Here is a 24,242-nt window from a genome sequence, read left to right as displayed (position 1 = left end):
TTCAGCTACGTGGACGTCACTCTGGCCGAGACCCTGGCCGTGGTCGGGGAGCGCTGGGCGCTGCTCGTGGTTCGTGAGATCTCGCTCGGGTTGCGCCGCTTCGACGAACTCCGCGACGCCACCGGTGCGCCTCGCGGGGTGCTTTCGGACCGCCTGCAGCGACTCGTCGCCGCGGGCGTGCTCGACACCCGTGAGTACCGGTTGCCAGGCAGTCGGGCACGCCTCGAGTACGCGCTCACCGACGCCGGACTCGACCTGCTGCCGGTGCTCGCCGCGCTGACCGACTGGGGCGAGCGACATCTCGCGCCCGGCGCCGTACCCGAGGTGGTCTACCGGCACGGCGGCTGCGGCGGTCGCGTCACCGCCCGCCTCGTCTGCGAGTGCGGAGCGGAAGTCGGTGTGCGCCAACGACTGATCGCCCAAGTGAACCGTTGACCGGCTCGATCCCGACCCGGCCGCCCGAGAGAGAAGGACCGAACATGGCCCTCGCCGCCACCACCGACGCCGACTTCGCCGCCGACGTGCTCGACTCGAGTACACCGGTGCTCGTCGACTTCACCGCGACCCACTGCGGGCCGTGCAAGATGATCGCGCCGGTGCTCGAGCAGATCGCGACGGACGAGGCCGGGCGACTCCGCGTCGTCACCCTCGACGTCGACGTCAACCCGCTCACCACCCGCGACTACCAGGTGATGGGCACGCCGACGCTGGCGCTGTTCGTGGGTGGGCAACTGGTCGAGCGGCTGACCGGCGCCAAGCCGCGGGCGGCGATCCTGCGGGCGCTCGACCCGCACCTGGCGGTGGGGTGATCAGCCGGCGGCGATCCGGACCAACTGCTGGTGCCGCAACGGAATCGGCGTCTCCAACGCGATCGACGTCGCGGACCGCAGCACGTGCGTCCCGTCCACGATCTGGTTGATCACCCGCTGCAGGTCGGCGTGGGTGCGGGCGACCACCCGGATCAGCACGTCGCCCGCGCCGGTGATGGTGTGCGCCTCGAGCACCTCCGGGATCGCCGCGAGGTGCTCGACCACCGCCCCGTGCCCCTGCCCCTGCGCGATCTCGAGCGTGGCGAACGCGGTGACCGGGAAGCCCAGCGCCGCGGCGTCGAGGGTCGGGGCGAGGCCGGCGATCACCCCACTGCGCTCGAGCCGGGACAGGCGGGCCGCGGCGGTGCCGCGCGCGACGCCCAGCCGCCGGGAGGCCTCGAGCACCCCCACCCGCGGTTCGGCGTGCAGCAGGTCCAGCAGGTCGGCGTCCAGGCGGTCGATGCTCATCGGGCTCTCCCATCGGCGGGATCGATGGTCAACATGTCCAGCTGAACCCGCTCACAGGCCAGCATTCTGTACATGGTGACCAGCGTCAACCGGTGTCGTTGCGCAGTCGGCCGGGCGGGGTCACAGTGGGGGCATGACCACCGCGCGGCTGACCCCGCACGAGCGCGCAGCACACCTGGGCCGCGCCAGGCTGCGGCGCCTCGTCGGGCTCGTCGACCACGACGACGCCGCCGACCCCTTCCCGGTCGTCGGCATGGACGCCGTGGTGTTCGTGTGCGGCAACGCCACCCAGTGCGCGCACTACTTCGTCTCCGCGTGGGGGATGACCCTCGTCGCCTACGCCGGACCGGAAACCGGTCAGCGCGACCACAAGTCGTTCGTGCTCGAGTCCGGTTCGGTGCGGTTCGTGCTGACCGGTGCCGTCGACCCCGGCAGCGCACTGGCCGACCACCACCGCAGGCACGGTGACGGCGTCGTGGACCTGGCGATGGAGGTCCTCGACGTCGACCGGTGCGTCGAGCACGCCCGTGCCCACGGCGCCACCGTCCTCGAGGAACCGCGCGACGAGACCGACGAGCACGGTGTGGTCCGGCTCGCCGCGCTCGCGACCTACGGCAGCACCCGGCACACCCTCGTCGACCGGTCCCGGTACCACGGGGTGTACCTGCCCGGATTCGTGCCGCGGACAAGCGGATTCGAGGGCGGGCCGCGTCCCCTGTTCCAGGCGCTCGACCACGCCGTCGGGAACGTCGAGATGGGCCGGATGAACCACTGGGTGCACTTCTACAACGAGGTCATGGGGTTCACGAACCTGGCCGAGTTCGTCGGCGACGACATCGCCACCGAGTACTCCGCCCTGATGAGCAAGGTCGTCGCGAACGGCAACCACCGGGTGAAGTTCCCGCTCAACGAGCCGGCGGTCGGGCGAAAGCGCTCGCAGATCGACGAGTACCTCGACTTCTACGGCGAACCCGGCTGCCAGCACCTGGCCCTGGCCACCGACGACATCCTCGGCGCCGTCGACGTCCTGCGGGCGGCGGGGGTGGAGTTCCTCGACACCCCGGACGCCTACTACGACGACCCGCAGCTGCGGGCCAGGATCGGCCGGGTCAGGGTGCCCGTCGACCAGCTCAAGGCGCGCGGGGTCCTCGTCGACCGCGACGAGGACGGCTACCTCCTGCAGATCTTCACCAGGCCGCTCGGCGACCGGCCCACCGTCTTCTTCGAACTGATCGAGCGTCACGGCTCGCTCGGCTTCGGCAAGGGCAACTTCCGGGCCCTGTTCGAGTCCATCGAGCGCGAGCAGGCGGCGCGCGGCAATCTGTGAACCCCACTGTCACAGTCGGCCGGTCCGGCACGTCCCAGCGGGCACCGTGACCCGATCGGTATTGGTTGTCCTGGCAAATGATGCGCCGGTCGTGTTTCATCTGTGAACTATGAGCACTGTCACCCGAGTCACCCGCATCGTCGCCGCCACCGCCGGATCCGTCGCCGTGCTGGCCGCCTCGGCCGCCATCGCAACCGCGGCGCCGGCAGCGCCCGGTGCCGAGCGGTTCACCCCGCTGGCCGACGGCTCGCACACCGAGTTCCTGGTCAACCCGGTGCTCAACCAGGACGACCTGTTCAACACCAACAAGGACCTCACCACGCTGCCCGACGTGCGCGCGCACAGCATCGACGGTCGCAGCTTCTCCTTCTACCGGGTCGTCGACGGCGTCCGGATCGGGATGGTGCGCGTCAACGAGTTCTGCCTGCCGACCGGCGTCTGCCACGGCCTGATCGTGGACAACCCCACGCCCGTCATCTAGTCGGAACGATCCGTGGGCGTCACCCCGCCCAGGTCGTGGGCACGTCCCCGCCGCCCTCGGGGCTGACCCGCACCCCCACCTGAGTCAGCAGCGGAACGGGCGCGATCGGCCCGGCGAACAGCGCCTGCCCAAGCCCGAACCCGGTCGCGCGGTGCAGCATCGGGGCGGGCACGTGCGAGAACAGCGCGCACAGGTCCTCGATGTCGGCGGCACCGTTCATCCGCATCAGCACCAGGTTGTCGCACTGGGAGACCACGTTCGGGTGCACCTTCCCGGGTCGCTGGGTCGCCACGAACAGGTGCAGGCCGAACTTGCGGCCCTCCCCGGCGATCAGGATGCCGAGGTCGGCGGTGGCCTTCAGGAGCGGGTCGTCGGTGACGGCGGGCAGCACGTTGTGCGCCTCGTCGACGACCAGCAACACCGGCTCGCGGCGACGCCGGCCCGCCCAGCGCCTGCCGAGGATCGCCAGCGCCACCGCAGTCCGCTCGTCGGGCCGCGACAGGCTCCCGAGGTCGACGATCACGCAGCGGGCGGCGCTCATGTCGTACTCGACCGCCGACCGCTCGTCGCCGCGACGCCACAGATCCCACTCCGTGATGCGCAGGTTGCCGATCCGGGCGGCGAGCCGCTCGGTGTCCCGGTGGCCGGCCGCCGCGGCCGCCAGGTCGTGGACCGAGTAGGGCACGGTCAGGGTCGCGGTGACCTGGCGCAGCGCCCGAAACTCGTCGAGGTCGCGGATCGGGTCCATCCGCAGCAGCAGGGCCTGCGCGTCCAGGTCGAGGTCGCTGAAGTCGATGCACAGGGTGTGCTTCGCGTCGTAGCCGCGCGCCCGCGCGACGTGCACCCCCGGCGCGACCTCCCGGTGCCGCGCCGCCGCTTCGGACCCGTCCTCGGGATCGCAGGAGCCGAGGAACACGTGGTCGGAATTCGGGTCGAGCACCACGATCGGCAGTTCGGTCGAGCCGAGCAGCCGTTCGAGCAGCCCACCAGTGGTGTACGTCTTGCCGGAACCGGACTGACCGCACATGAAGGTGTGCCGCGCGAACCCCTTCGCCCGCAGCCGGGCCGGGACGTCCGGCGCCTGCCGCAGCACACCGATCTCTATGGTCGCCTCGGTCCCGGTCAGGCCCGCGGCGATCGCGGCGGTCTCGGCGCCGCTCGCCGGGCGAATCGGATGCTCGCCGAACGACTCGACCGCCCGCCGCTCGACGAAACCACTGTCGGTGAACTCGCCGAGGGTGGTCGCCGTCCCGTGCAGCGCGCGCATCAACGGCCGGGCGCTGGCCGAGACCACGCCGATCCGCGCCATCCCGTCGCGCACGGTGAAATCGAGCTGTGGGCCCTCGCGCTCGACCAGGTCGACCGCCCGAATCTGAACGACGACCCCGCGGCCGCCGTCGAACTCGATCACCGCGAACCCGCCGACCTCGACGCCGATCTCCAGCGGGCCCGCGAAGGACACCTCGCGACCGTCGGCGGACACGGCCACCTGGGCGACCTGGAAGCGTTCGTACAGTTCGTGGCGGTGGTCCTGCAACGCGTCGATCGTGGGTTCCATGCGGACATTCTGCGCGACCGGAGTGTCTGATATGTCACTCCGCAGGTCCGTCGAGTCGTTTCGCGGGGCGGCGTACCTGGTGTTTCGGGCGACTGTGCCGGGTGCGGTCCGGTGTTTCGCCTCGTTCCGGCGCATTCTCCTACACCCTGTCGTTGTCAAGATCGCAGGAACTGGGACACTGGGGGTCGTGACTGTATCCACCGGCGCATCCGCGCAGCCCAATCCTGGCGGCGCCGGGCATGTCCCCGCGAAGTCCGCCCAGCTCTTCGAACGGGCCAGTGCGGTCATCCCCGGGGGAGTCAACTCCCCGGTGCGGGCGTTCGGCTCGGTGGGCGGCACGCCCCGGTTCATCGCCAGCGCCTCCGGCTGCACCCTCACCGACGTGGACGGCAACGACTACGTCGACCTGGTGTGCTCGTGGGGTCCGATGATCCTCGGTCACGCGCACCCCGCGGTCGTCGAGGCCGTGCGCACGGCGGCGACGACCGGACTGTCCTTCGGTGCCCCCACCGAGGGCGAGATCGAGCTCGCCGAGACCATCGTCGACCGGGTCGGCTCCGTCGACGCGGTCCGTCTGGTCAACTCCGGCACCGAGGCGACGATGAGCGCCGTGCGCCTGGCCCGCGGCTTCACCGGCCGCACCAAGATCGTCAAGTTCGCCGGCTGCTACCACGGCCACGTCGACGCGCTGCTCGCCGAGGCGGGCTCGGGCCTGGCGACCTTCGGCCTGCCCACCTCTCCCGGCGTCACCGGCGCCCAGTCCTCCGACACCATCGTGCTGCCCTACAACGATCTCGACGCCGTCGCGCGGGTGTTCGCCGCGAATCCCGGCCAGATCGCGTGCGTGATCACCGAGGCCGCCGCGGGCAACATGGGCGCGATCGCGCCGCTGCCCGGCTTCAACGAGGGCCTACGCCGGCTGTGCACCGCCCACGACGCACTGCTGATCATGGACGAGGTGATGACGGGATTCCGGGTCAGCTCCGCCGGCTGGTACGGGCTCGACGGCGTCGCGGGCGACCTGACGACCTTCGGCAAGGTGATGAGCGGCGGCCTGCCCGCGGCCGCGTTCGGCGGTCGCGCCGACGTGATGGCGCACCTGGCGCCGGCCGGCCCGGTCTACCAGGCGGGCACCCTGTCCGGGAATCCCGTCGCCGTCGCTGCCGGACTGGCCAGCCTGCGCGCCGCGGACCAGAGCGTGTACGACGCCCTCGAACGTAACGCCGCGACCCTCGGCCGGCTGCTCGGTGACGCCCTCACCGAGGCGGGGGTCGAGCACCAGGTGCAATTTGCAGGCACCATGGTGAGCGTGTTCTTCGCCGACCGCCCCGTCACCGACTACGCGGCGGCGAAGGCCAGCGAGACCTGGCGGTTCCCAGCCTTCTTCCACACGCTGCTCTCCCGCGGCGTGTACCCGCCCCCGAGTGCCTACGAGGCGTGGTTCGTTTCGGCCGCCCTCGACGACGCCGCGTTCGACCGCATTGCGGACGCGCTGCCCGCCGCCGCGCGGGCAGCCGCAGCCGCGACGCCGACCAGCTAGACCCCGACCGTTCCTCCCGCCCCTTAGCTCACGGAGCAGACCACGTGACCAGCGCTCAGCAGACGCCGCCCGCAGACCCGGCCGAATCCCGCACCATCGTGCACGTTCTCCGGCACGGCGAGGTGCACAACCCGAAGGGGATCCTGTACGGCAGGCTCCCCGGCTACCGGCTGTCCGTCACCGGCCAGGCGCAGGCTCGCACCGTCGCCTCGGTGCTGGCGGGTCACGACATCACCCACGTGGTGGCCTCGCCGCTGCAGCGGGCGCAGGAGACGGCGACGCCGATCGCCGACGAGCACGGGCTGACGCTGGCCACCGACGACAACCTGATCGAGGCGGGCAACGAGTTCGAGGGGCTCAAGGTCTCCGTCGGAGACGGCGCGCTGCGCCGGCCGCGGCACTGGTGGAAGCTGCGCGACCCGTTCACCCCGTCCTGGGGCGAGCCGTACCTGCAGATCGCGCATCGCATGCTCGCCGCGGTCAACGCGGCCCGCGTCGCGGCGGTCGGGCACGAGGCCGTGTGCGTGAGCCATCAGCTGCCGGTGTGGACCCTGCGCCGGTTCCTGCAGGGCGAGCGGCTGTGGCACGACCCGCGGCACCGTCAGTGCGGCCTCGCCTCGCTCACCTCGCTGGTGTACGAGGGCGACACCCTCGTCGACATCGTCTACTCGGAGCCCGCGGGCGCGTCCGATCCGAGGGTGACCGGGGCATGAGGCGACGTGCGGCCGCACCCCGGGCGCTGGCGGGGGTGGCGGCGGTCCTGGCGACCGCCGTCTTCGTGACCGCCTGCGGTACCGGTACCGACGCGGTCGCGCAGGGCGGCACCTTCGACTTCGTCTCGCCTGGTGGCAAGACCGAGATCTACTACGACCCGCCGAGCGAGCGCGGCACCCTCGGACCGATGTCCGGTCCCGACGTGATGGTCGACGGCAAGACGACCTCGCTGTCCGACTTCGACGGCAAGGTCGTCGTGGTCAACCTGTGGGGTCAGTGGTGCGGGCCGTGCCGCGGCGAGGCCGACGCACTCGAGACGGTGTACGACAACACCAAGGACCTGGGCGTGGCGTTCCTCGGCATCAACGTCAAGGACTACCAGCAGCAGAAGGCACAGGACTTCATCGTCAACAACAAGGTCGGCTACCCGTCGATCTACGACCCGTCCATGCGCACCCTGACCGCGCTCGGGGGCAGCTTCCCGACCAGCGTCATCCCGTCCACCCTGGTCCTCGACCGGGAGCACCGGGTCGCCGCGGTCTTCCTCAAGGCGCTGCTCGCCGAGGACCTGCAGCCGGTGGTCGAGAGGGTCGCGGCAGAACAGTGAATACCGCAACGCTCGCCGCCGGGATAGGCGAGAGCTTCCAGAACACCGCGGCGTCCGGACCGCTGCTGCTCGCACTCGGCGCGTGCATGCTGGCCGGACTGGTGTCGTTCGCGTCGCCGTGCGTGGTGCCGTTGGTGCCCGGCTACCTGTCGTACCTGGCCGGCGTCGTCGGCGCCGACGCGCCTGCGGTCACCGCGGCCGAGGCGGGCGCGCTGAAGAGCCGGACCGACACCAAGAGCGCCGCGCGACTGCGCGTCGCGGGCGCGGCGGGACTGTTCGTTCTCGGTTTCACCGTCGTGTTCGTGCTGGCCACCGTCTCGGTGTTCGGGCTCATCTCCGCGGTGACGGTCAACCGCGAGGTGCTCCAGCGGATCGGCGGCGTGGTCACCATCGCGATGGGTCTGGTGTTCATCGGTCTGGTGCCCGCGCTGCAGCGCGACGTCCGGTTCGAGCCGCGACGGGTGTCCGGGCTGATCGGGGCGCCGATGCTGGGCGCGGTGTTCGGGCTCGGGTGGACGCCCTGCCTGGGGCCGACCTTGGCCGGCGTGCTGTCGGTCGCGGCGGGCACCGAGGGCGCGACCGCCGCGCGCGGGGTGGCGCTCATCGTGGCGTACTGCGTCGGACTCGGGTTGCCGTTCGTGATCCTGGCCTTCGGGTCGGTGAGCGCGCTGCGCGGCGTCGGCTGGCTGCGACGCAACGCACGGCTGATTCAGATCTTCGGCGGCGTGATGCTGGTGGCGGTGGGCCTGGCCCTGGTCACCGGCATGTGGGACGTCTTCGTCGGGTGGGTTCGGGACGCGTTCATTTCGGAGGTGACGTTGCCGATATGACGGTCAACGAAGAACAGACTGTGCACGATGACGCTGCCTCGCCGACTCCGCCGGCGCGGCAGTCGCTCGCCGGCCGTGCGGTGGCACTGGTGCGCAACACCTGGCGCGGCCTGACCTCCATGCGGACGGCGCTGGTCCTGCTGTTCCTGCTGGCATTCGCCGCGATCCCGGGCGCACTGCTGCCGCAGCGCAGCCTGAACGCGGGCAAGGTCGACGAGTACATCGCGAACCGGCCCACCCTCGGGCCGCTGATGGACAAGCTCGAACTGTTCGACGTGTTCGGCAGCTTCTGGTTCACCGCCGTGTACGTGCTGCTGTTCGTATCCCTGATCGGCTGCATCACGCCGCGCTGCTGGGAGCACTACCTGGCCCTGCGCGCCAAGCCGGTGGCCGCGCCGCGCAACCTGGCCCGACTGCCGCATCACGCGGACGCGACGGTCGACGCCGCGCCCGAGGCCGTCGCCGAGGCCGTCCGCGCGAGGCTGCGCGGCTGGAAGACCAGCACCCGTACCGGCGCCGAGTTGCGCGCGGGCAGGCCGGGCGAGATCGCCGTGTCGGCCGAGAAGGGGTACCTGCGCGAGGCGGGCAACCTGGTGTTCCACCTGTCGCTGGTGGGCCTGCTGGCCGCGATCGCGATCGGCAAGCTGTTCAGCTACGAGGGCAACGTCATCGTGATCGCCGACGACGGCCCCGGCATCTGCACCACCTCCCCGGCGGTGTTCGACTCGTTCCGCGCGGGCAATGTCGAGGACGGCACCGGCATGACGCCGCTGTGCGTGCGGGTCAAGGACTTCAAGGCCGACTACCTGGACAACGGGCAGGCCGAGATGTTCACCTCGAACATCGAGTACCAGTCCGGGGACGACATCGCGTCGAACACCTGGCGCAGCGACCAGCTGCAGGTCAACCACCCGCTCCGGGTCGCGGGCGACCGGGTCTACCTGCAGGGTCACGGGTTCGCCCCGACCTTCACGGTGACCTTCCCCAACGGCGAGACCCGCACCGAGACCCTGCAGTGGCGGCCCGACGACGCGCGGACGTTCCTGTCCAGCGGCGCCATGCGGTTCGACCCCCCGGGCGGGATGTACCCGGACTCGGCGGAGCGCCGCAAGAACCAGATCGCGCTCGAGGGACTGTTCGCGCCGACCGCGCTGATGCACGGCAACCTGCTCTCGTCGAGCTACCCGGCGATGCAGGATCCGGCGGTCGCGATCGACATCTACAAGGGCGACACCGGCCTGGACACCGGACTGCCGCAGTCGATCTTCTCGCTGAGCAAGGAACTGGTGAACCAGGGTCGGCTGACCAAACAGGATCGCGTCAACCTGCGGCCGGGGGAGAGTTCCACGCTGCCGGACGGCACCCAGGTGCGGTTCGACGGCGCCAAGGAATTCGTGAACCTGCAGGTCTCGCACGATCCGGCGCAGGGGTGGGTGCTGGTGTTCGCGCTGACCATGATGGCCGGGCTGCTGGTGTCGCTGGTGATCAAGCGCAGGCGGATCTGGGTGCGGGTGTACCCCGCGCCGGATGATGCCGACACTGTGTCGGATACATTGGACCCGCAACGACGACGTACCGTAGTAGAACTGGGTGGGCTCGCCCGCACCGACCAGGCCGGTTGGGGCGACGAGTTCGACCGCCTCTCCGGCCGCCTGCTGGGCGACCTGAGGAGCGGCGCCGGCGAAGCGAACACAGACCAGTCGACCCCGCAGAACCGCGCCTGAGCGCAGGAGACACACGATGCCGATCAACGAAAACCTGGCTCGCTACAGCGACCTGGCATTCCAGTCCTCGTTCGCGATCTACGTGCTGGCCTTCGTGCTGCTGATCGCGCAGTTCGCCACCACCAAGGCCGACGCGGTGGCGCAGCGCGAGGCGCGCGAGCTCGTCGGGGCAGGCGGGCCCAACCCCGCGCCGAGCGCCGCGGTCCCCGGCCGGGTGATCGAGGAGCCCCGCAAGCCCTGGTCCGAGCGGCTCGGCAACATGGCGATGGCCGTCCTCGTCGTCGGTGTCGCGCTGCAGATCGCGTCGATCGTGCTGCGCGGCTTCGCCACCGATCGGTTCCCGCTGGGCAACATGTACGAGTTCGTGACCATGGCGACGGCCGCGTCGATGGTGGTCGGGCTGGTCGCGCTGCGCAGCCAGACGTACCGGTCGCTGTGGGTGTACGTGCTGGTCGTGGTCATTCCGCTGATGTTCCTGGCGGCCACGGTGCTCTACGCCGACGCCGCGCCCGTGGTGCCCGCGCTCCGGTCCTACTGGCTGCCGATCCACGTGACGATCATCAGCGTCGGCAGCGGCATCTTCATGGTCGCGGGCGTCGCGAGCCTGATGTTCCTGCTGCGGCTGCGCCAGCCGAAGGGCGAGGAGTCCAGCGGCTTCTGGGGCAAGCTCGCCTCCCGACTGCCCGACGCCCAGACCCTCGACCGGCTCGCCTACAAGACCACGATCATCGCCTTCCCGCTGTTCGGCGCAGGCGTGATCCTCGGTGCGATCTGGGCGGAGGCCGCGTGGGGCCGGTTCTGGGGATGGGACCCCAAGGAGACCGTGTCCTTCATCGCCTGGGTCATCTACGCCGCCTACCTGCATGCGCGCGCGACCTCGGGCTGGCGGAACACCCGTGCGGCGTGGATCAACATCGCCGGTTTCGTGGCAATGCTGTTCAATCTCTTCATCATCAACATGGTCGTGTCGGGACTGCACTCCTACGCCGGCCTGAGCTGATCGCCGCGCCGAATCGGGCGAATCGTTACCGTGGCGGCTCGTGATCGGGCGTCAGGTCACGAGCTGGTTTCGGGCGAGCGGCCATCGACCCCGAAGGTCACGGAACTGTGGCGTAGTTGTGACCACTTCGGCGGTTCGGTCGCCAGACATCTCGGCCGCGGATACCCGATGATCGATACATGCGCACGGTTCGGCGGTCGCTTCGGGTCTGGAACGGAATCGCGCTGGGCACGGCGCTGGTGCTCGGGATCGGCGTGGTCTCAGGGGTCCTGCACAAAACGAAGACGTACGACCCCGAATCGGTGGTCGCGGAATTCGTCGGGGCCCTCAACGCGCACGATGTGGACGCCGCCGCCGATGTGACCTCGTATCCGAGCGCCGCGAAAGCGTCGATCAAGCAGATGTTCGACGCACTCGGGCCCGAGAAGGTCGACTTCGACGTCAACCAGGTGATCAGCCTCGGCCCGGACTCCGGCATGTTCAACGCCGCGGCGACCTGGGACCTCGGCAAGGACCGCACCTGGAACTACAACGTCAACGGCTGGGTCCGGAAGCTGTCGGTCGGATGGCGGGTGTCCTGGAACCCACAGACCCTCGCGCCCGGCATCGGCAACGGCCGCATCCTCCAACTCGATCGAACCGACGCCGCGCCGCCGACCGTGTTCGACATCTCGGGCGTGCCGATGATGACCGAGCAGCGCATCAACGCCGTGAAGCTCGACCCGGCGACCACGCCCGATCCGGTCGGTACCACCATCCGGCTCGCGAAGGTCATCGAACCGGTCGCCCCGTTGATCACCCCGGAGTCGATGCAGCAGGACCTCGCCGCCGCGCACGGCAAGCAGATCACCGCGGTGAGCCTGCGCGACGGGGACTTCGCGGTCCTCGAGAACGACCTGAGGGCGATCCCCGGCGTGGTGATCGACACCCAGCCCAAGCTCATCACCGTTGACCGCCGGGTCACCAGCCCGGTCGTGGACGCGATGCGCAACGTCTGGCAGGCGAACCGCGACGCGACCGCAGGGTGGGCGGTGAACGCGGTCGCCCCGGACGGCTCCCGGACTCCGCTCACCGGCTACCAGGGTCCGCCCGGGCCGGACATCCGGTCGACGCTCGAGCCGCGCCTGCAGTTGGCCGCCGAGGACGCGGTGGTGAGCGTGGGCACGCCCGCCGCGATCGTCGCGATCCAGCCGTCGACCGGTGCGCTGCTCGCGGTCGCACAGAACAACCAGGCCAGCGACCAGGGGCCGATCGCGTTCACCGGGCTGTACCCGTCCGGCTCGGCGCTCGACCTGGTCCGCACCGCCGCCGCGGCGCAGAACACCGACGTCGAGCACGCGGCGAAGGAGCTCGGACTCGCGCTCGGCTACAAGATTCCCGGCCTCGACCAGCAGACCGCGACCTTCCCGAGCGGCGGACCCAACCTGATGCGGGCGGCGTCGGACAAGAAGTCCGACGACGTGATGGTCAGCCCGTTCGGGATGGCGTTGGTGGCCGCGGCGATCTCGCGGGGCGCCCCTACCGTCCCGGTGATCGCGGCGGGACAGCCCGCGACGACCACGGAGACGGCGCCGCCGCTGCCGTCCGCGGTCGTCGACCAGCTGCGCGGGGTCATGCGTGACACGGTGCAGCGCGGCAACGCCAACCTCCTGGCCGGTTACGGGGACCTGGTCGGCGCGACGGGCGCGCACGACGACGACCGCTGGTTCTACGGTTCCCGCGGCGACCTGGCGTTCGCGGTGTTCGTGCAGAACGCGGACGGCGGCGATCAGGCGGTCAAGATGACCGACCGGATGTTCAAGGCGCTCGCGAAGCCGCCGGCCTGATCGGCGGACGATCAGTCGGAGTGGTCGCCCGGGTTGGTGTCCGGGGTGTCGCCGGACCGGGGGTGGTTCCGTCGGTTCATCTGCCACAAGAACTCCGGATCGTCGTCCGGACCCACGACTCGGCCGGCGGGCGGAGCCTGCGTGTCCGGCCCGAAGGCCTTCCACAGCAACACGGCCAGCGTCACCAGCCCGACGAGCGCCAACAGGTAGATCACGACGCACCTCCTCTGATCCAGGGTAGTCGCGTGATCGAGCCCTGACGACGACCACGATCCGTGACGGCAGAACGGCGAACGGGCGGTTGCCGGGCCGGCCTCTCGGCCGACGGTCCGACAACCGCCCGTTCGCGGAGGTGCGGGTGTTACACCGAGACGATGACCGACGAGCCGTGGCCGAAGAGGCCCTGGTTCGCGGTGATGCCGACCCGGGCGCCCTCCACCTGACGGCCCTCGGCCTGACCGCGCAACTGCCAGGTGAGCTCGCAGACCTGCGCGAGCGCTTGGGCGGGCACGGCCTCGCCGAAGCAGGCCAGGCCGCCGGACGGGTTGACCGGGATGCGGCCGCCGATGGTGGTGTCGCCGGCGCGCAGCAGGTGCTCGGCCTCGCCGCGCTTGCACAGCGCCAGGTCCTCGATCCAGTCCAGCTCCACCGAGGTGGCCAGGTCGTAGACCTCGGCGACGTCCACGTCCTCCGGCGAGATGCCGGCCTCCTCGTAGGCGGCGTGACCGATGGACTCCTTGAAGGTGCGCTCGGGGGCGGGCACCGCCGACGCCGAGTCGGTGGAGAAGTTCGGCATGTCCATGATCGTCTGCGGGAACGTCGGGGTGACGGTCGAGATCGCGCTGATCCGAACCGGATCCGCGATGCCCATCTTGCGGGCGTACTCCATCGACGTGACGAGCACGGCCGCACCTCCGTCGGAGGTGGCGCAGATGTCCAGCAGGTGCAGCGGGTTGGAGACCACGGGGGAGGCCAGCACGTTCTCGACCGTGACCTCCTTGCGGTAGCGCGCGTTCGGGTTGCTGAGCCCGTGCCTGGCGTTCTTGACCTTCACGTTGGCGAAGTCCTCGGAGGTGGCGCCGTAGAGGTCCATGCGCCGACGCGCGTTGAGGGCGAAGTACGCCGGGTTGGTCATGCCCATCAGGCGGAAGCGCAGCCAGTCCGGGTCGTCCCAGCGCTCGCCGGCGACGGGCGCCAGGAAGCCCTTGGGGGTGGTGTCGGCGCCGACGACCAGCGCGACCTCGGACAGTCCGGCCAGGATGCGGGCGCGGGCGGTGTCCAACGCCTGGGCGCCGGTGGCGCATGCCGCGTACGAGGTGGCGACGCGGGCGCCGTTCCAGCCGAGCGCCTGGGCGAACGTCGCGCCGGCGACGTATCCGCCGTAGCCGTTGCGGACGGTCTCGCCGCCGACGATGTAGTCGACGTCCTGCCACGGCACGTTGGCGTCGGCCAGCGCGGCGCGCGCGGCGGCGACGCCGTACTTGACGAACGAGTGGCCCCACTTGCCCCACGGGTGCATGCCCACACCGAGGATTGCGACGTCCTTGCTCATGCCTGCTGCTCCTCGTTCTCGGTGGTGCCGCCGGTGACAGGCTTCCAGGCCCACATCGTCCGGTCGCCGGTCTCGTCGGTGTAGATGGTCTCCACGACCAGCTCCACCTGGTTGCCCACCTTCAGGTCGTCCACGCCGAAGCCGTTGGCGGCCTGGCCGAGGATCACGATGCCCTCCGGCAGCTCGACCGCGACGAGCGCGAACGGCACGTACGGGTCGGTGATCGGGATGTACGGCGCGGGCGGCTGGTATTGGGCGTCCGTGTAGGACCAGATGGTGCCGATACGGGAGAGTTCGGTGTCCGCGAACTCCTCGCCGGAGCAGGCGGGGTTCTTGCAGAAGGTCAGCTCGCGCGGGAACGAGATGGTTCCGCACGAGGTGCACTTGCTGCCGATCAGGGCCGGCTCGGGGCCGGTGGTGAACCAGCCCTGCACGGCCGGTGTAGCGGTGTCGCTCATGCAAACCTCATCTGCTGGTCGAACCTGGTCGGTCGGCGGCTTTCGCGACCGACTAGAACGTGTTGCAGTATTACATCATTTTCGGTGGAATCGCGGTCGCGATCCCACCCAACGGACGTGCTGTGGGCTACTTTCGAGGCTATGGCCGCCGGCAGCGCCGGGAGGGCCGCCGTGGAGCTCGACGTCGGCGGCCGGACGGTGCGGGTCTCGCATCCGGACCGCATCTATTTTCCCGCAACGGGCGCCACCAAGCTCGACCTCGCGCGCTACTACCTGTCGGTCGGCGCCGGCATCGTGCGAGCGCTGCGGGAACGGCCGTGCATGCTGCACCGCTACCCGGAGGGGCTGGCGGGGGAGAAGGTCTACCAGAAGCGGCTGCCGCGGGGCGCGCCCGACTGGTTGCAGACCGTGCGGCTGCATTTCCCGCGATACGACCGGTACGCCGACGAGTTGTGCGTCACCGAGCTCGCCCACGTCATCTGGGCCGTGCAGATGAGCACGGTGGAGTTCCACCCCTGGAACTCTCGGCGCGCCGACGTCGAGCGGCCGGACGAGTGGCGAATCGATCTCGACCCGATGCCACTGTGCGAGTACGACCGGGTGCGCCGGGTCGCGCACGTGGTGCGCGAGGTGCTCGGCGAGATAGGTGCGACGGGCTGGCCGAAGACGTCCGGGGGACGCGGCCTGCACGTGTACGTCCGAATCCGGCCGGACCACGGCTTCGCCGACGTCCGACGGGCGGCGCTGGCGTTCGCGCGCGAGGTCGAGCGTCGGGTGCCGGACGAGGCGACCACCACCTGGTGGCGGCGCGACCGGGATCCGGCGGCGCTGTTCGTCGACTACAACCAGAACGCGCGCGACCACACCATGGCCGCGGCCTACTCGGTGCGCGGGGTGCCGGAGGCGCGGGTGTCGGCACCGATCCGCTGGGACGAGCTGGACGTCGCGACGCCGAAGGACTTCACCATCGCCACCATGACGCCGCGGTTCGCCGAACTCGGCGATCTCCACGCGGGCATCGACGACGCGGTGTTCGACATCGCGCCGCTGCTCGAGTGGGCCGAGCGCGACGAGCGCGACGGCATCGAGAACCCGCCCGAGCCGGACGGGCGTTAGGGACTCAGCGAGCGGTCGCCTCGGTGGTCAGCGAGCTCAGCAGGGCCATGACCTCGGACTCGCGGAAGCGACGATGGCCGCCCGGGGTGCGCAGGGATCCGAGTCGTCCGGCGTGCGCCCATCGCGTGACCGTCTTGGGGTCGACATGGAACAGGGCTGCCACCTGTCCAGGGGTGAGCAGTGATTCCTGGGTGGCTTGAAACGCGGGGACGCTCATCGAGGACCCTCCCGGAGATAGTTCGAAACGGATGATGCGCACATGGTGGCACCGGGACCCCTGGGTACTCGAACTGTCTAATGTCGGTAAAGGGGAGGTAATTCGCAAAACGGATAAGTCCGGCAGGCGTCGGCGGGTGCCGCCGGGTCGGTAGCCTGGAGCCGTGACTGATTCATCGCCCGCCGCCGATTCCTCCGACAACGCCGCCGCGGCGGGACCGTCCGCCAAGGGCAGGCTGGCCCGTGACCTGGGCCTGTACACGCTGGCCCGGCTCGGCCTCGTCGTCCTGATCGCGGCGCTGATCCTGGGTGTCAGCACGCTGATCGGCGTCGAGGTTCCGGTGCTGGTCGCGCTGATCTTCGCGGTCGTCATCGCGCTGCCGCTGTCGCTGGTGCTGTTCAAGACGCTGCGTACCCGAGTCAACGTGCAGATCTCGGCGGTCGACGAGCAGCGTCGCAGGGACCGCGACGATCTTCGAGCCAAGCTGCGGGGCGACACGACCGGCGACAAGTGACCTCGCCCGCGGATCGGACCGTCGACCACAGCGCTCCCCGCGACTGGGTCGACAACGCCGTCCGGCTGATCGACGCGGACGCACAGCGCAGCGCGGACACCCACCTGCTGCGCTACCCACTGCCGGTCGAGTGGAACGTCCAGCTCTACCTCAAGGACGAGTCCACCCACATCACCGGCAGCCTCAAGCACCGGCTGGCGCGGTCGCTGTTCCTGTACTCGATCTGCAACGGTTGGGTCACCGAGGACACCACGGTCATCGAGGCCTCGTCCGGGTCGACCGCGGTCAGCGAGGCGTACTTCGCGAAGCTGCTCGGACTCGACTTCGTCGCGGTGATGCCGCGCAGCACCAGCCCGGCGAAGGTCGCGCTGATCGAGGCGCAGGGCGGGCGCTGCCACTTCATCGACCGACCGTCGGAGATCTACACCGAGGCGAGCCGGCTGGCCGCCGAGTGCAACGGGCACTACATGGACCAGTTCACGCACGCCGAGCGGGCCACGGACTGGCGCGGGAACAACAACATCGCCGAGTCGATCTTCCAGCAGATGCGACTCGAGCAGCACCCCGTCCCGGACTGGGTGGTGGTCGGTGCGGGCACCGGCGGCACCAGCGCGACCATCGGCCGGTACCTCCGCTATCGCAGGCACGCCACCCGACTGCTCGTGGTCGACCCCGAGAACTCCGCATTCATCGGCGGCTACGAGACGGGGTCCGCGGACTACACGACCGGGATGCCCTCGCGGATCGAGGGAATCGGCAGGCCGCGCATCGAGCCCTCGTTCGTCGGGCAGGTGGTGGACCGGATGGTCGCGGTGCCGGACGCCGCCTCGATTGCCGCGGCCCGGCACGCCAGCAGTGCACTCGGTCGGCGGGTCGGCGGCTCCACCGGGACGAACCTGTGGGGCGCGTTCGCGGTGATCGCGGAGATGCTGGCCGCCGGTCGCAGCGGCAGCGTGGTCACCCTGCTGTGTGACGGCGGCGAACGGTACGCCGGAACGTACTTCGACGACGACTGGGTGCGCGGCGAGGGACTCGACCTGGCCGGCCCCGCAGCGGTGCTGGCGGAGTTCACCGCCAGCGGCCGCTGGCCCGCCTGACGTCAGCGGGCGGCGACCTTCGCTGCCTCGTCCGCGAACTGGGTGCGGTAGAGCTCCTCGTACCGTCCGCCCGCCGCGAGCAGTTCGCTGTGGGTGCCGCGCTCGACCACCCGGCCCGCCTCGACGACCAGGATCGCGTCCGCGGCGCGGATCGTCGAGAGCCGGTGCGCGATGACCACCGAGGTGCGCCCGCTCAGGGCCTCGCCGAGTGCCGCCTGGACGGCCGCCTCGGAGGTGGAGTCCAGGTGCGCGGTGGCCTCGTCGAGGATCACCACGCGCGGCTGTGCCAGCAGCAGCCGGGCGATGGTCAGGCGTTGGCGTTCGCCGCCCGACAACCGGTATCCGCGCTCGCCGACCACCGTGTCCAGCCCGTCGGGGAGGGAGTCGATCAGTTCGGTCAGGCGGGCGCGGCCGAGCACGTCGCGCAGCTCGTCCTCGTCGGCGTCCGGCCGGGCCAACAGCAGGTTCGCGCGGACCGTCTCGTGGAACAGGTGACCGTCCTGGGTGACCATGCCGACGGTCCGACGGATCGACTCGGCGGAGAGCTCACGCACGTCCACCCCGCCGAGCTGCACCGAGCCACTGTCGGTGTCGTAGAGCCGCGGAACCAGTTGCGCGATGGTCGACTTGCCCGCCCCCGACGAACCGACCAGCGCGATCATCTGTCCGGGCTCGGCGCGGAAGCTGATCTCGTGCAGGACCTCCACGCCGCCGCGTGAATCGAGGGTCGAGACCTCCTCGAGCGAGGCGAGCGACACCTTGTCCGCGGACGGGTAGGCGAATCGGACCCGGTCGAACTCGACGGACACCGGGCCGGCCGGCATGGGCTTCGGGTCGGCGGGCTCGGCGATCAGCGGTTCCAGGTCGAGCACCTCGAAGACCCGCTCGAAGCTGACCAGCGCGCTCATCACGTCGACGCGGGCGCTGGCCAGGGAGGTGAGGGGCGCGTACAGCCGGGTGAGCAGCAGCGCGAGCGAGACCACCGACCCGGCCTCCAGGGTGCCGCGCAGCGCGAACCAGCCGCCGAGGCCGTACACCAGCGCCAGCGCGAGCGCCGAGACCAGTGTCAGGGCCGTCACGAATGCGGACTGCGTCATCGCGGTGCGGACGCCGATGTCGCGGACCCGCCGGGCTCGGACCTCGAACTGGGTGGACTCGTCGGCGGGCCGGCCGAACAGCTTGACCAGGGTGGCGCCGGGCGCCGAGAAGCGCTCGGTCATCTGGGTGCTCATCGAGGAGTTCAGGTTCGCTGCCTCGCGCTGCAACCCGGCCATCTTGCGGCCGATCCGCCGCGCGGGCAGGACGAACACCGGCAGCAGCACCAGGGAGAGCACGGTGATCTGCCAGGAGATGCCGAGCATCACCACCAGCGTCAGGGACAACGTCACCACGTTCGCGACCACCCCGGAGAGGGTGTTGCTGAATGCGCGCTGCGCGCCGATGACGTCGTTGTTGAGCCTGCTGACAAGTGCGCCGGTACGGGTGCGGGTGAAGAACGCGATCGGCATCTTCTGGACGTGGTCGAAGACGGCCGTCCGCAGGTCCAGGATCAGGCCCTCGCCGATGCTCGACGAGAGGAATCGGTTGTAGAGCCCCAGCGCCGCCTCCATGACGGCGATCGCCGCGATCAGCAGCGCGAGCCGCACGACGACGGCGGCGTCGGAACCCTGGACGATCGCGTCGACGACGCGGCCAGCCAGCACCGGGGTGGCCACGGCCAGGGCCGCGGTCGCGACGCTGACGACGAGGAACAGGATCAGGCGTCGCCGGTGCGGTTGCGCGAAGCCGAGGATCCGGCGCAAGGTCGCTCGCGAAAAGGGGCGCTTCTCGTCCTGTGCGGTCATCATCTGGTGCATCGAGGACCAGGCGACCGATTCCATGCTCATAGGGGTGGGGCCTCTCACTGTCGGGTGCTGACCGGTGCAACGCTACGGAGGGGGTGGGACATGCCCGCCTCGCGTGACCATCCCGACGGTAAGACCTGAAGTGCACTCGAGGTCAAGCTAGGGGCAGTGCGCGGGTGCGTCCGTCGAGAACGGCGCCCCCTCCGGCAGCAGGTACACCACCTGCAGCACCACCGGCTCGGTGCCGAGATTGCGCCCGACGTGGTCGCTGTCGGGAGTCTCGGAGAGCAGCGACCCGGCGGGCGAGGTCTGCAGCGAGCAGTCGTCGAGCTGCCGGGTCAGCGTGCCGGAGACCACCACGCCGACGACGTGGCCGAGGTGGTGGTGCCAGCCGGTGGTGCCGCCGGGCGCGATGACGATCCGCCGGAGCGTGGCCGTCACCTGGGCGGGCAGTGGGGGGTGTCCGGCAGGGTCGGGCAGCAGGTCCCCGCTCACCGGCACCTGGCCGAGGGTCTCGGCCGTGACGCCCTGCGATGGTGTCGCGTGCGCGGGAGCGGCGCCGACCACGACGAGCGCGGCCACGGCGGTGGATGCTGCCAACGGGGCGACAGTGGTCAGGATGCGCATGTCCGGGTCCGTTCGGTCCGGAGATCCTCGGGCGCCGCGGGTCGCGGTCTCTGGGCGAGGCGCTCTCCACCCTCGATGGTGACGCAGCGCCGCACCCGTTCGTGGTCGAATGCCGGGAACTGCTCGGCGAACCCGCGGGACCGGCGGTCTCGTTCGGTTACGCTGCCGCCATGCGTGCGCGTCGACTCCTTGCCCTGTCCGCCCTCGGAATCGCGGCCGCGGCGGTGGTCGCGACGCTCCGCGGCGGCGCACGACCCACGGTCGGTGCCGCAGTCTCGGCCGACCCGACCCGTGAGGACACCGCGGGCGAGGCGCTGGCGCGGGCCTACATCGACGCGCTGATCTCACACGATCCGTCCGCCGTGCGGTTCGCCCCCGACGCGACCCGGGTCGAGGCCGGACTCAAGACCGGCTTCTCGGGCCCGCAGATGACCCGCGATCTGGCACGGGGTCCGCAGTACCGGGTCATCCAGGGCATCCGTGACCTGGTGATGTCGGAATCCGGTGACGTGGTGTCCACCCGGTACCTGCTCGACGCGGGAATCGGGCGGACCCGCCTCATGACGGTCGCGATCGACGAGACGTTCGAGATCTCGGACGGCGCCATCCGCGCGGTCGTCGCGCGCATCCGTCCGAAGTCGCTTTTGTGAGGTATGCACCTTCTCGCCGTCGCATGCCCACCTCGGTGAACAACCTTTAAGCCTCCGGACACCTTCGGACACCGTCTGGACATCTTTCGTCAATCGTGTGGACGCATTTCGTCCCTACGGTCGTGACGTCTCCAACCCCCGCATGCAGTCGCACGTTCCCGAAAGCGACTGCGCGCGTGCGTCCTCGCCACCCGGCGGGGTCGTCACCGGCTGGCTACGACCGACACAACCGCAGCATCCTCCGGGCTGCGGAACGGCGAAAAAACGAAGGAATCTCACCGACCATGAAGATGACCAAAATGGTGGCCGTCGCGGCCATGACCATCGCGTCCATGGGTGTCGTTGCCGGCACCGCCTACGCGGACCCCGCACCGGCTCCCGCGCCCGGCGTCGGGTGGAACGTCACCCGCAGCGGCGACAAGGTGATCGTCGACACGGCCGCCGGAACCCTCAGCAACGAGAACAACCTGCTCGTCGTGCGCGACGCGAGCGGCAACACGGTCGAGTCCGTGCCGCTGTCGATCGCCTACGACGGCTTCGCGCACCCGATCGCCGCGCAGATCGACGGTCGCACCGCGACCCTGACCGCCGACACCACCCCGGCCGCCGCGACCCCGGTCGCCCTGCCGGTCAAGGACATCGACATGCCCGCTGCCGTCGCGGCGGTCAAGGACCCGATCACCCTGACCGGTGCCGTCGGTGGCTTCCTCGGCGGCGCAACGGGACTCGTCGGTGGCTGCCTGCTCGGTGCCGTTGCTGCGGGCGTCGTCTCCGCCCCGGCAGCGATGCTGTTCGGCGCGGGTCCGATCGCGGGCTGCATCGGCGGCGCGCTGCTGCTGGGCTCGGGCGCCTCGCTGGCCGGTACCGCCATCGGCGGCCTCGGCGGTGCCGCTGCGAACGCGCAGCAGTTCATCACCCTGCTCAACGCCCCGCCGGCCAAGAAGTAGCACCGCACAGATTCAACGCTCACCGAGTACGGCCCGCCCGGAGTTCCGGGCGGGCCGTACTCGTGTGTCAACGACGATTGACAACCTCGTGGTGTCAACGTAAGTTGACACCATGACCGAAGCGACGAACCTGGCGGCAGCCGCAGGCAGCCCCGACCCCGCGGTCGGACTGCGAGCGGTGCTGGCGCTCCGTCGGTTGCTCGAGCGGCTCGAGGCGATTCAGGTCCGCAGCGCCCGTGACCAGGGTTGGTCCTGGCAGGCGATTGCGGACGCGCTCGAGGTGAGTCGGCAGGCAGTCCACCAGAAACACAACCGGAAAGGGCGGTAGTGGCGATGTTCGAACGGTTCACCGCCGACGCTCGCGCGACCGTCGTGCTCGCGCAGGACGAGGCAAAGTCGTTGGGGGCACCGCGAATCGAGCCGGAGCACCTGTTGCTCGGCGTGCTCGTCGCGGCGCACGCCACCGAACTCGGCGCGCTGCTCGACGATGCCGGCATCACCGGCGAGGCGGTCCGGGCCCGACTAACCCAGCGGAGCGGAGGTCAGGCGCTCGGGGCCGAGGACGCCGAGGCCCTCAGGTCGATCGGCATCGACCTCGATGCCGTGCGCGAGCGTCTCGAAGCGACCTTCGGTGCGGACGCGCTCGACGACCCCGGCACGGATTCCGACGAGCGGCGCGGCTGGTTCGGTCGCCGGATCGGGCACACCCCGTTCGACCCGACGGCCAAGAAGGTGATCGAACTCGGACTGCGGGAAGCGTTGGCGCGCAAGGACAACAGCATCGGGACCGAACACCTGTTGCTGGGCCTGATCCGCGGCGGCGACGAGCAGGCGTGCGGCCTGATCGAGGAGCACCTGGCCACTGCGGAACTTCGGCGGCGGGTCGTCGCCCTGCTGGACCGGGCCGCGTAGGCGGGGCGGGAGCGGAAGGCTTCAGATCCCGGTTCGCCGCCGCATCGTCACCCGCGGCCACGCGTCGAGCCCGTGCTGCGCCTCGTTGGCCCGGATCGCGCGGAGTCCGGCGGTGAGGTCCGCGTCCGGCACGATCGTGAATCCGAGCCGCTCGTAGTAGGGCGCGTTCCACGGCACCGCCGCGAAGGTGGTCAAGGTCAGCCACGGCAGCCCGCGGCCGGCGGCCCACGCGGACACCGCATCGACGAGGTCGGCACCGCGGCGCCTGCCGGCGTACCCGGGATGCACCGACACCTGTTCGAGGTGCGCGCCGTCGTCCACCTCGAGAGCCAGCGCGTACCCGACGGGGGCATCCCCGACGTCGGTGCAGACCCAGGCCCGGCCGCCGCGCCGGTACCCCTCGAGTTCCTCGACCGTGAACGGGTCGTCGTCGGCGACGGCCGCCATGCCCAGCTCACGGAACATCTCTCCGGCCGCGACCTCGATTGCGGCCAGCCGGGGCAGGTCGGCGGTGGTGGCGAGGCGGATCATCCGTCTTTTCTAACCCAGCGTGGCTAGTGTTGGCCGGGTGGACGGCACCAGCGTGCCCGAGGGAGTCGGCGGCACCGCCCTGGCGGTGGCCCGCGCCCGCGCAGCCGAGACGGCGCGACCGGACCGGCTGTTCGCGGATCCGCTCGCGTCGGTTTTCCTCGACGCGGCGGGCAACCCCGAGCCGCGAGCGCGTGCGGCGCTGGAACCGGAGGCCGTGCGGGCGGTGGTCGAGATGTACCACTGGATCGTCGCTCGCACCGTGTTCCTCGATGCGGTGGCGACGACGGCGGTGCGGGACGGAATCGAGCAGGTCGTCGTGCTCGGGGCGGGCCTCGACACCCGCGGCTTTCGACTCGGCTGGCCGGCGACGGTGGCGCTGTTCGAGGTCGACCGCTCGGACGTGTTCTCGTTCAAGGAGTCGGCGCTGCGGTCCGCGGGCGCCGAACCCACCTGCCTGCGTCGGACGGTCGCCGTGGACCTGCGCGAGGACTGGGTCCCCGCGCTCGCCGCGGCCGGCTTCGCCCCGGCCGTCCCGGCGCTGTGGATCGCGGAGGGACTGCTCACCTATCTGGAGGCGGACGAGGTGGAGCGGTTGCTGCGTGCGGTGACCGCGGCCTCGGCGCCCGGGGCGAGACTCGCCGTCACCGCCCTGGGGATCGCGCAGGACGAGGTGGCTGCCCGGGCGGCGGCCACGGATCCGTTCGCGGACATTCGCGGACTCTGGAAGCGACCCGGTCCGATCGACATCGTCGACCGGCTCGTCGAGCACGGCTGGACCGTCGAGGTGACGTACCCGCGGGACCTACTGGTCGAGGCGGGACGGATCGGCGTGCGGGAGGCGCCGAGCCTGGTCGGTCCGAGACTGGTCCAGGCCGTCCGGCCCGGGTAGGGCG

28 protein-coding genes are annotated in these 24,242 nt (G+C 70.5%); 19 read left to right on the top strand and 9 right to left on the bottom strand.

Annotation, left to right across the window (positions count from 1 at the left end; translation table 11 throughout):
* Positions 1 to 9: 9 nt before the first annotated feature.
* Both ACFVH2_RS09265 and ACFVH2_RS09260 read left to right on the top strand, forming a co-directional pair.
* Positions 10 to 435 (top strand): winged helix-turn-helix transcriptional regulator, encoded by a 426-nt coding sequence (locus ACFVH2_RS09265; RefSeq protein WP_378421754.1) that lies wholly within the window; start codon positions 10 to 12, stop codon positions 433 to 435.
* A 44-nt stretch (positions 436 to 479) separates the two neighbouring features.
* Positions 480 to 809, top strand: a complete 330-nt coding sequence (locus tag ACFVH2_RS09260) for a thioredoxin family protein (protein ID WP_378421752.1) — start codon at positions 480 to 482, stop codon at positions 807 to 809.
* Here ACFVH2_RS09260 and ACFVH2_RS09255 read toward each other — a convergent pair whose 3' ends face one another.
* A complete protein-coding gene (locus ACFVH2_RS09255) occupies positions 810 to 1,277 on the bottom strand; it encodes an Lrp/AsnC family transcriptional regulator (RefSeq protein WP_378421750.1) in 468 nt (155 codons plus the stop codon).
* Positions 1,278 to 1,410: 133 nt separating this feature from the next.
* Between ACFVH2_RS09255 and hppD the strand changes: the two genes are divergently transcribed.
* Both hppD and ACFVH2_RS09245 read left to right on the top strand, forming a co-directional pair.
* Positions 1,411 to 2,604: a 4-hydroxyphenylpyruvate dioxygenase gene (gene hppD, locus ACFVH2_RS09250; RefSeq protein WP_378421749.1), complete on the top strand. Its 1,194-nt coding sequence runs from the start codon at positions 1,411 to 1,413 to the stop codon at positions 2,602 to 2,604.
* A 109-nt stretch (positions 2,605 to 2,713) separates the two neighbouring features.
* Positions 2,714 to 3,085, top strand: coding sequence for a hypothetical protein (locus ACFVH2_RS09245; protein WP_378421747.1), 372 nt, complete (start codon positions 2,714 to 2,716; stop codon positions 3,083 to 3,085).
* Between the two features lie 19 nt (positions 3,086 to 3,104).
* On the opposite strand, the gene ACFVH2_RS09240 is transcribed toward ACFVH2_RS09245, so the two are convergent.
* Positions 3,105 to 4,643 carry an ATP-binding protein gene (locus tag ACFVH2_RS09240; RefSeq protein WP_378421745.1) on the bottom strand — a complete coding sequence of 513 codons (1,539 nt, stop codon included), beginning with the start codon at positions 4,641 to 4,643 and terminating at the stop codon, positions 3,105 to 3,107.
* Between the two features lie 286 nt (positions 4,644 to 4,929).
* On the opposite strand from ACFVH2_RS09240, the gene hemL reads away from it, so the two are divergent.
* From hemL to ACFVH2_RS09205, 7 genes are all read left to right on the top strand, one after another.
* The gene (hemL, locus tag ACFVH2_RS09235) at positions 4,930 to 6,183 is read left to right on the top strand and encodes a glutamate-1-semialdehyde 2,1-aminomutase (RefSeq protein WP_378422178.1); all 1,254 of its coding nucleotides are present in this window, start codon (positions 4,930 to 4,932) and stop codon (positions 6,181 to 6,183) included.
* A gap of 44 nt (positions 6,184 to 6,227) precedes the next feature.
* The gene (locus ACFVH2_RS09230) at positions 6,228 to 6,896 is read left to right on the top strand and encodes a histidine phosphatase family protein (protein ID WP_378421743.1); all 669 of its coding nucleotides are present in this window, start codon (positions 6,228 to 6,230) and stop codon (positions 6,894 to 6,896) included.
* Positions 6,893 to 7,504 (top strand): TlpA disulfide reductase family protein, encoded by a 612-nt coding sequence (locus tag ACFVH2_RS09225; RefSeq protein ID WP_378421741.1) that lies wholly within the window; start codon positions 6,893 to 6,895, stop codon positions 7,502 to 7,504. The genes ACFVH2_RS09230 and ACFVH2_RS09225 overlap by 4 nt, the downstream gene beginning before the upstream one ends.
* A complete protein-coding gene (locus tag ACFVH2_RS09220) occupies positions 7,501 to 8,334 on the top strand; it encodes a cytochrome c biogenesis CcdA family protein (RefSeq protein ID WP_378421739.1) in 834 nt (277 codons plus the stop codon). Before ACFVH2_RS09225 ends, ACFVH2_RS09220 begins: the two co-directional genes overlap by 4 nt.
* A complete protein-coding gene (locus ACFVH2_RS09215; RefSeq protein WP_378421737.1) occupies positions 8,331 to 10,058 on the top strand; it encodes a cytochrome c biogenesis protein ResB in 1,728 nt (575 codons plus the stop codon). Before ACFVH2_RS09220 ends, ACFVH2_RS09215 begins: the two co-directional genes overlap by 4 nt.
* A gap of 16 nt (positions 10,059 to 10,074) precedes the next feature.
* Positions 10,075 to 11,058, top strand: a complete 984-nt coding sequence (gene ccsB, locus ACFVH2_RS09210) for a c-type cytochrome biogenesis protein CcsB (RefSeq protein ID WP_378421735.1) — start codon at positions 10,075 to 10,077, stop codon at positions 11,056 to 11,058.
* Positions 11,059 to 11,237: 179 nt separating this feature from the next.
* The gene (locus tag ACFVH2_RS09205; RefSeq protein ID WP_378421733.1) at positions 11,238 to 12,884 is read left to right on the top strand and encodes an NTF2-like N-terminal transpeptidase domain-containing protein; all 1,647 of its coding nucleotides are present in this window, start codon (positions 11,238 to 11,240) and stop codon (positions 12,882 to 12,884) included.
* A gap of 11 nt (positions 12,885 to 12,895) precedes the next feature.
* Here ACFVH2_RS09205 and ACFVH2_RS09200 read toward each other — a convergent pair whose 3' ends face one another.
* The 3 genes from ACFVH2_RS09200 to ACFVH2_RS09190 form a co-directional block, all read right to left on the bottom strand.
* Positions 12,896 to 13,099, bottom strand: coding sequence for a hypothetical protein (locus ACFVH2_RS09200; RefSeq protein ID WP_378421731.1), 204 nt, complete (start codon positions 13,097 to 13,099; stop codon positions 12,896 to 12,898).
* A 146-nt stretch (positions 13,100 to 13,245) separates the two neighbouring features.
* On the bottom strand, positions 13,246 to 14,436 hold the full coding sequence (locus ACFVH2_RS09195) for a lipid-transfer protein (RefSeq protein ID WP_378421729.1): 1,191 nt from the start codon (positions 14,434 to 14,436) through the stop codon (positions 13,246 to 13,248).
* Positions 14,433 to 14,894 carry a Zn-ribbon domain-containing OB-fold protein gene (locus ACFVH2_RS09190; protein ID WP_378421727.1) on the bottom strand — a complete coding sequence of 154 codons (462 nt, stop codon included), beginning with the start codon at positions 14,892 to 14,894 and terminating at the stop codon, positions 14,433 to 14,435. The genes ACFVH2_RS09195 and ACFVH2_RS09190 overlap by 4 nt, the downstream gene beginning before the upstream one ends.
* A gap of 141 nt (positions 14,895 to 15,035) precedes the next feature.
* Between ACFVH2_RS09190 and ligD the strand changes: the two genes are divergently transcribed.
* Positions 15,036 to 16,010, top strand: coding sequence for a non-homologous end-joining DNA ligase (gene ligD / locus ACFVH2_RS09185; RefSeq protein WP_378421725.1), 975 nt, complete (start codon positions 15,036 to 15,038; stop codon positions 16,008 to 16,010).
* A gap of 4 nt (positions 16,011 to 16,014) precedes the next feature.
* Here ligD and ACFVH2_RS09180 read toward each other — a convergent pair whose 3' ends face one another.
* On the bottom strand, positions 16,015 to 16,227 hold the full coding sequence (locus ACFVH2_RS09180; RefSeq protein WP_142099777.1) for a BldC family transcriptional regulator: 213 nt from the start codon (positions 16,225 to 16,227) through the stop codon (positions 16,015 to 16,017).
* 163 nt (positions 16,228 to 16,390) lie between these two features.
* Here ACFVH2_RS09180 and ACFVH2_RS09175 point away from each other — a divergent pair, with 163 nt between their 5' ends.
* Together ACFVH2_RS09175 and ACFVH2_RS09170 are read left to right on the top strand one after the other, a co-directional pair.
* The gene (locus ACFVH2_RS09175; RefSeq protein WP_378421723.1) at positions 16,391 to 16,741 is read left to right on the top strand and encodes a DUF4229 domain-containing protein; all 351 of its coding nucleotides are present in this window, start codon (positions 16,391 to 16,393) and stop codon (positions 16,739 to 16,741) included.
* Positions 16,738 to 17,838 (top strand): PLP-dependent cysteine synthase family protein, encoded by a 1,101-nt coding sequence (locus tag ACFVH2_RS09170; RefSeq protein WP_378421721.1) that lies wholly within the window; start codon positions 16,738 to 16,740, stop codon positions 17,836 to 17,838. The genes ACFVH2_RS09175 and ACFVH2_RS09170 overlap by 4 nt, the downstream gene beginning before the upstream one ends.
* 2 nt (positions 17,839 to 17,840) lie before the next feature.
* Here ACFVH2_RS09170 and ACFVH2_RS09165 read toward each other — a convergent pair whose 3' ends face one another.
* A complete protein-coding gene (locus ACFVH2_RS09165) occupies positions 17,841 to 19,724 on the bottom strand; it encodes an ABC transporter ATP-binding protein (RefSeq protein WP_378421719.1) in 1,884 nt (627 codons plus the stop codon).
* A gap of 117 nt (positions 19,725 to 19,841) precedes the next feature.
* A complete protein-coding gene (locus tag ACFVH2_RS09160) occupies positions 19,842 to 20,309 on the bottom strand; it encodes a cupin domain-containing protein (protein WP_378421717.1) in 468 nt (155 codons plus the stop codon).
* Positions 20,310 to 20,479: 170 nt separating this feature from the next.
* Here ACFVH2_RS09160 and ACFVH2_RS09155 point away from each other — a divergent pair, with 170 nt between their 5' ends.
* The 4 genes from ACFVH2_RS09155 (at position 20,480) to ACFVH2_RS09140 (ending at position 22,818) form a co-directional block, all read left to right on the top strand.
* On the top strand, positions 20,480 to 20,959 hold the full coding sequence (locus ACFVH2_RS09155) for a hypothetical protein (protein WP_378421715.1): 480 nt from the start codon (positions 20,480 to 20,482) through the stop codon (positions 20,957 to 20,959).
* A gap of 284 nt (positions 20,960 to 21,243) precedes the next feature.
* Positions 21,244 to 21,906, top strand: a complete 663-nt coding sequence (locus ACFVH2_RS09150; protein ID WP_378421713.1) for a hypothetical protein — start codon at positions 21,244 to 21,246, stop codon at positions 21,904 to 21,906.
* Positions 21,907 to 22,018: 112 nt separating this feature from the next.
* A complete protein-coding gene (locus tag ACFVH2_RS09145) occupies positions 22,019 to 22,234 on the top strand; it encodes a helix-turn-helix domain-containing protein (protein ID WP_378421711.1) in 216 nt (71 codons plus the stop codon).
* Positions 22,235 to 22,239: 5 nt separating this feature from the next.
* The gene (locus ACFVH2_RS09140; RefSeq protein WP_378421709.1) at positions 22,240 to 22,818 is read left to right on the top strand and encodes a Clp protease N-terminal domain-containing protein; all 579 of its coding nucleotides are present in this window, start codon (positions 22,240 to 22,242) and stop codon (positions 22,816 to 22,818) included.
* A 21-nt stretch (positions 22,819 to 22,839) separates the two neighbouring features.
* Here ACFVH2_RS09140 and ACFVH2_RS09135 read toward each other — a convergent pair whose 3' ends face one another.
* Positions 22,840 to 23,349, bottom strand: coding sequence for a GNAT family N-acetyltransferase (locus ACFVH2_RS09135; RefSeq protein ID WP_378421708.1), 510 nt, complete (start codon positions 23,347 to 23,349; stop codon positions 22,840 to 22,842).
* A gap of 37 nt (positions 23,350 to 23,386) precedes the next feature.
* Between ACFVH2_RS09135 and ACFVH2_RS09130 the strand changes: the two genes are divergently transcribed.
* A complete protein-coding gene (locus ACFVH2_RS09130) occupies positions 23,387 to 24,238 on the top strand; it encodes an SAM-dependent methyltransferase (protein ID WP_378421706.1) in 852 nt (283 codons plus the stop codon).
* Positions 24,239 to 24,242 lie beyond the last annotated feature (4 nt).

Source organism: Rhodococcus sp. NPDC127527 (assembly GCF_042672245.1).
Classification (GTDB): Bacteria; Actinomycetota; Actinomycetes; order Mycobacteriales; family Mycobacteriaceae; genus Rhodococcus_G.
The sequence above is the reverse complement of the archived record's forward strand: the minus strand, read 5'-3'. Positions and strand labels throughout refer to the sequence as shown.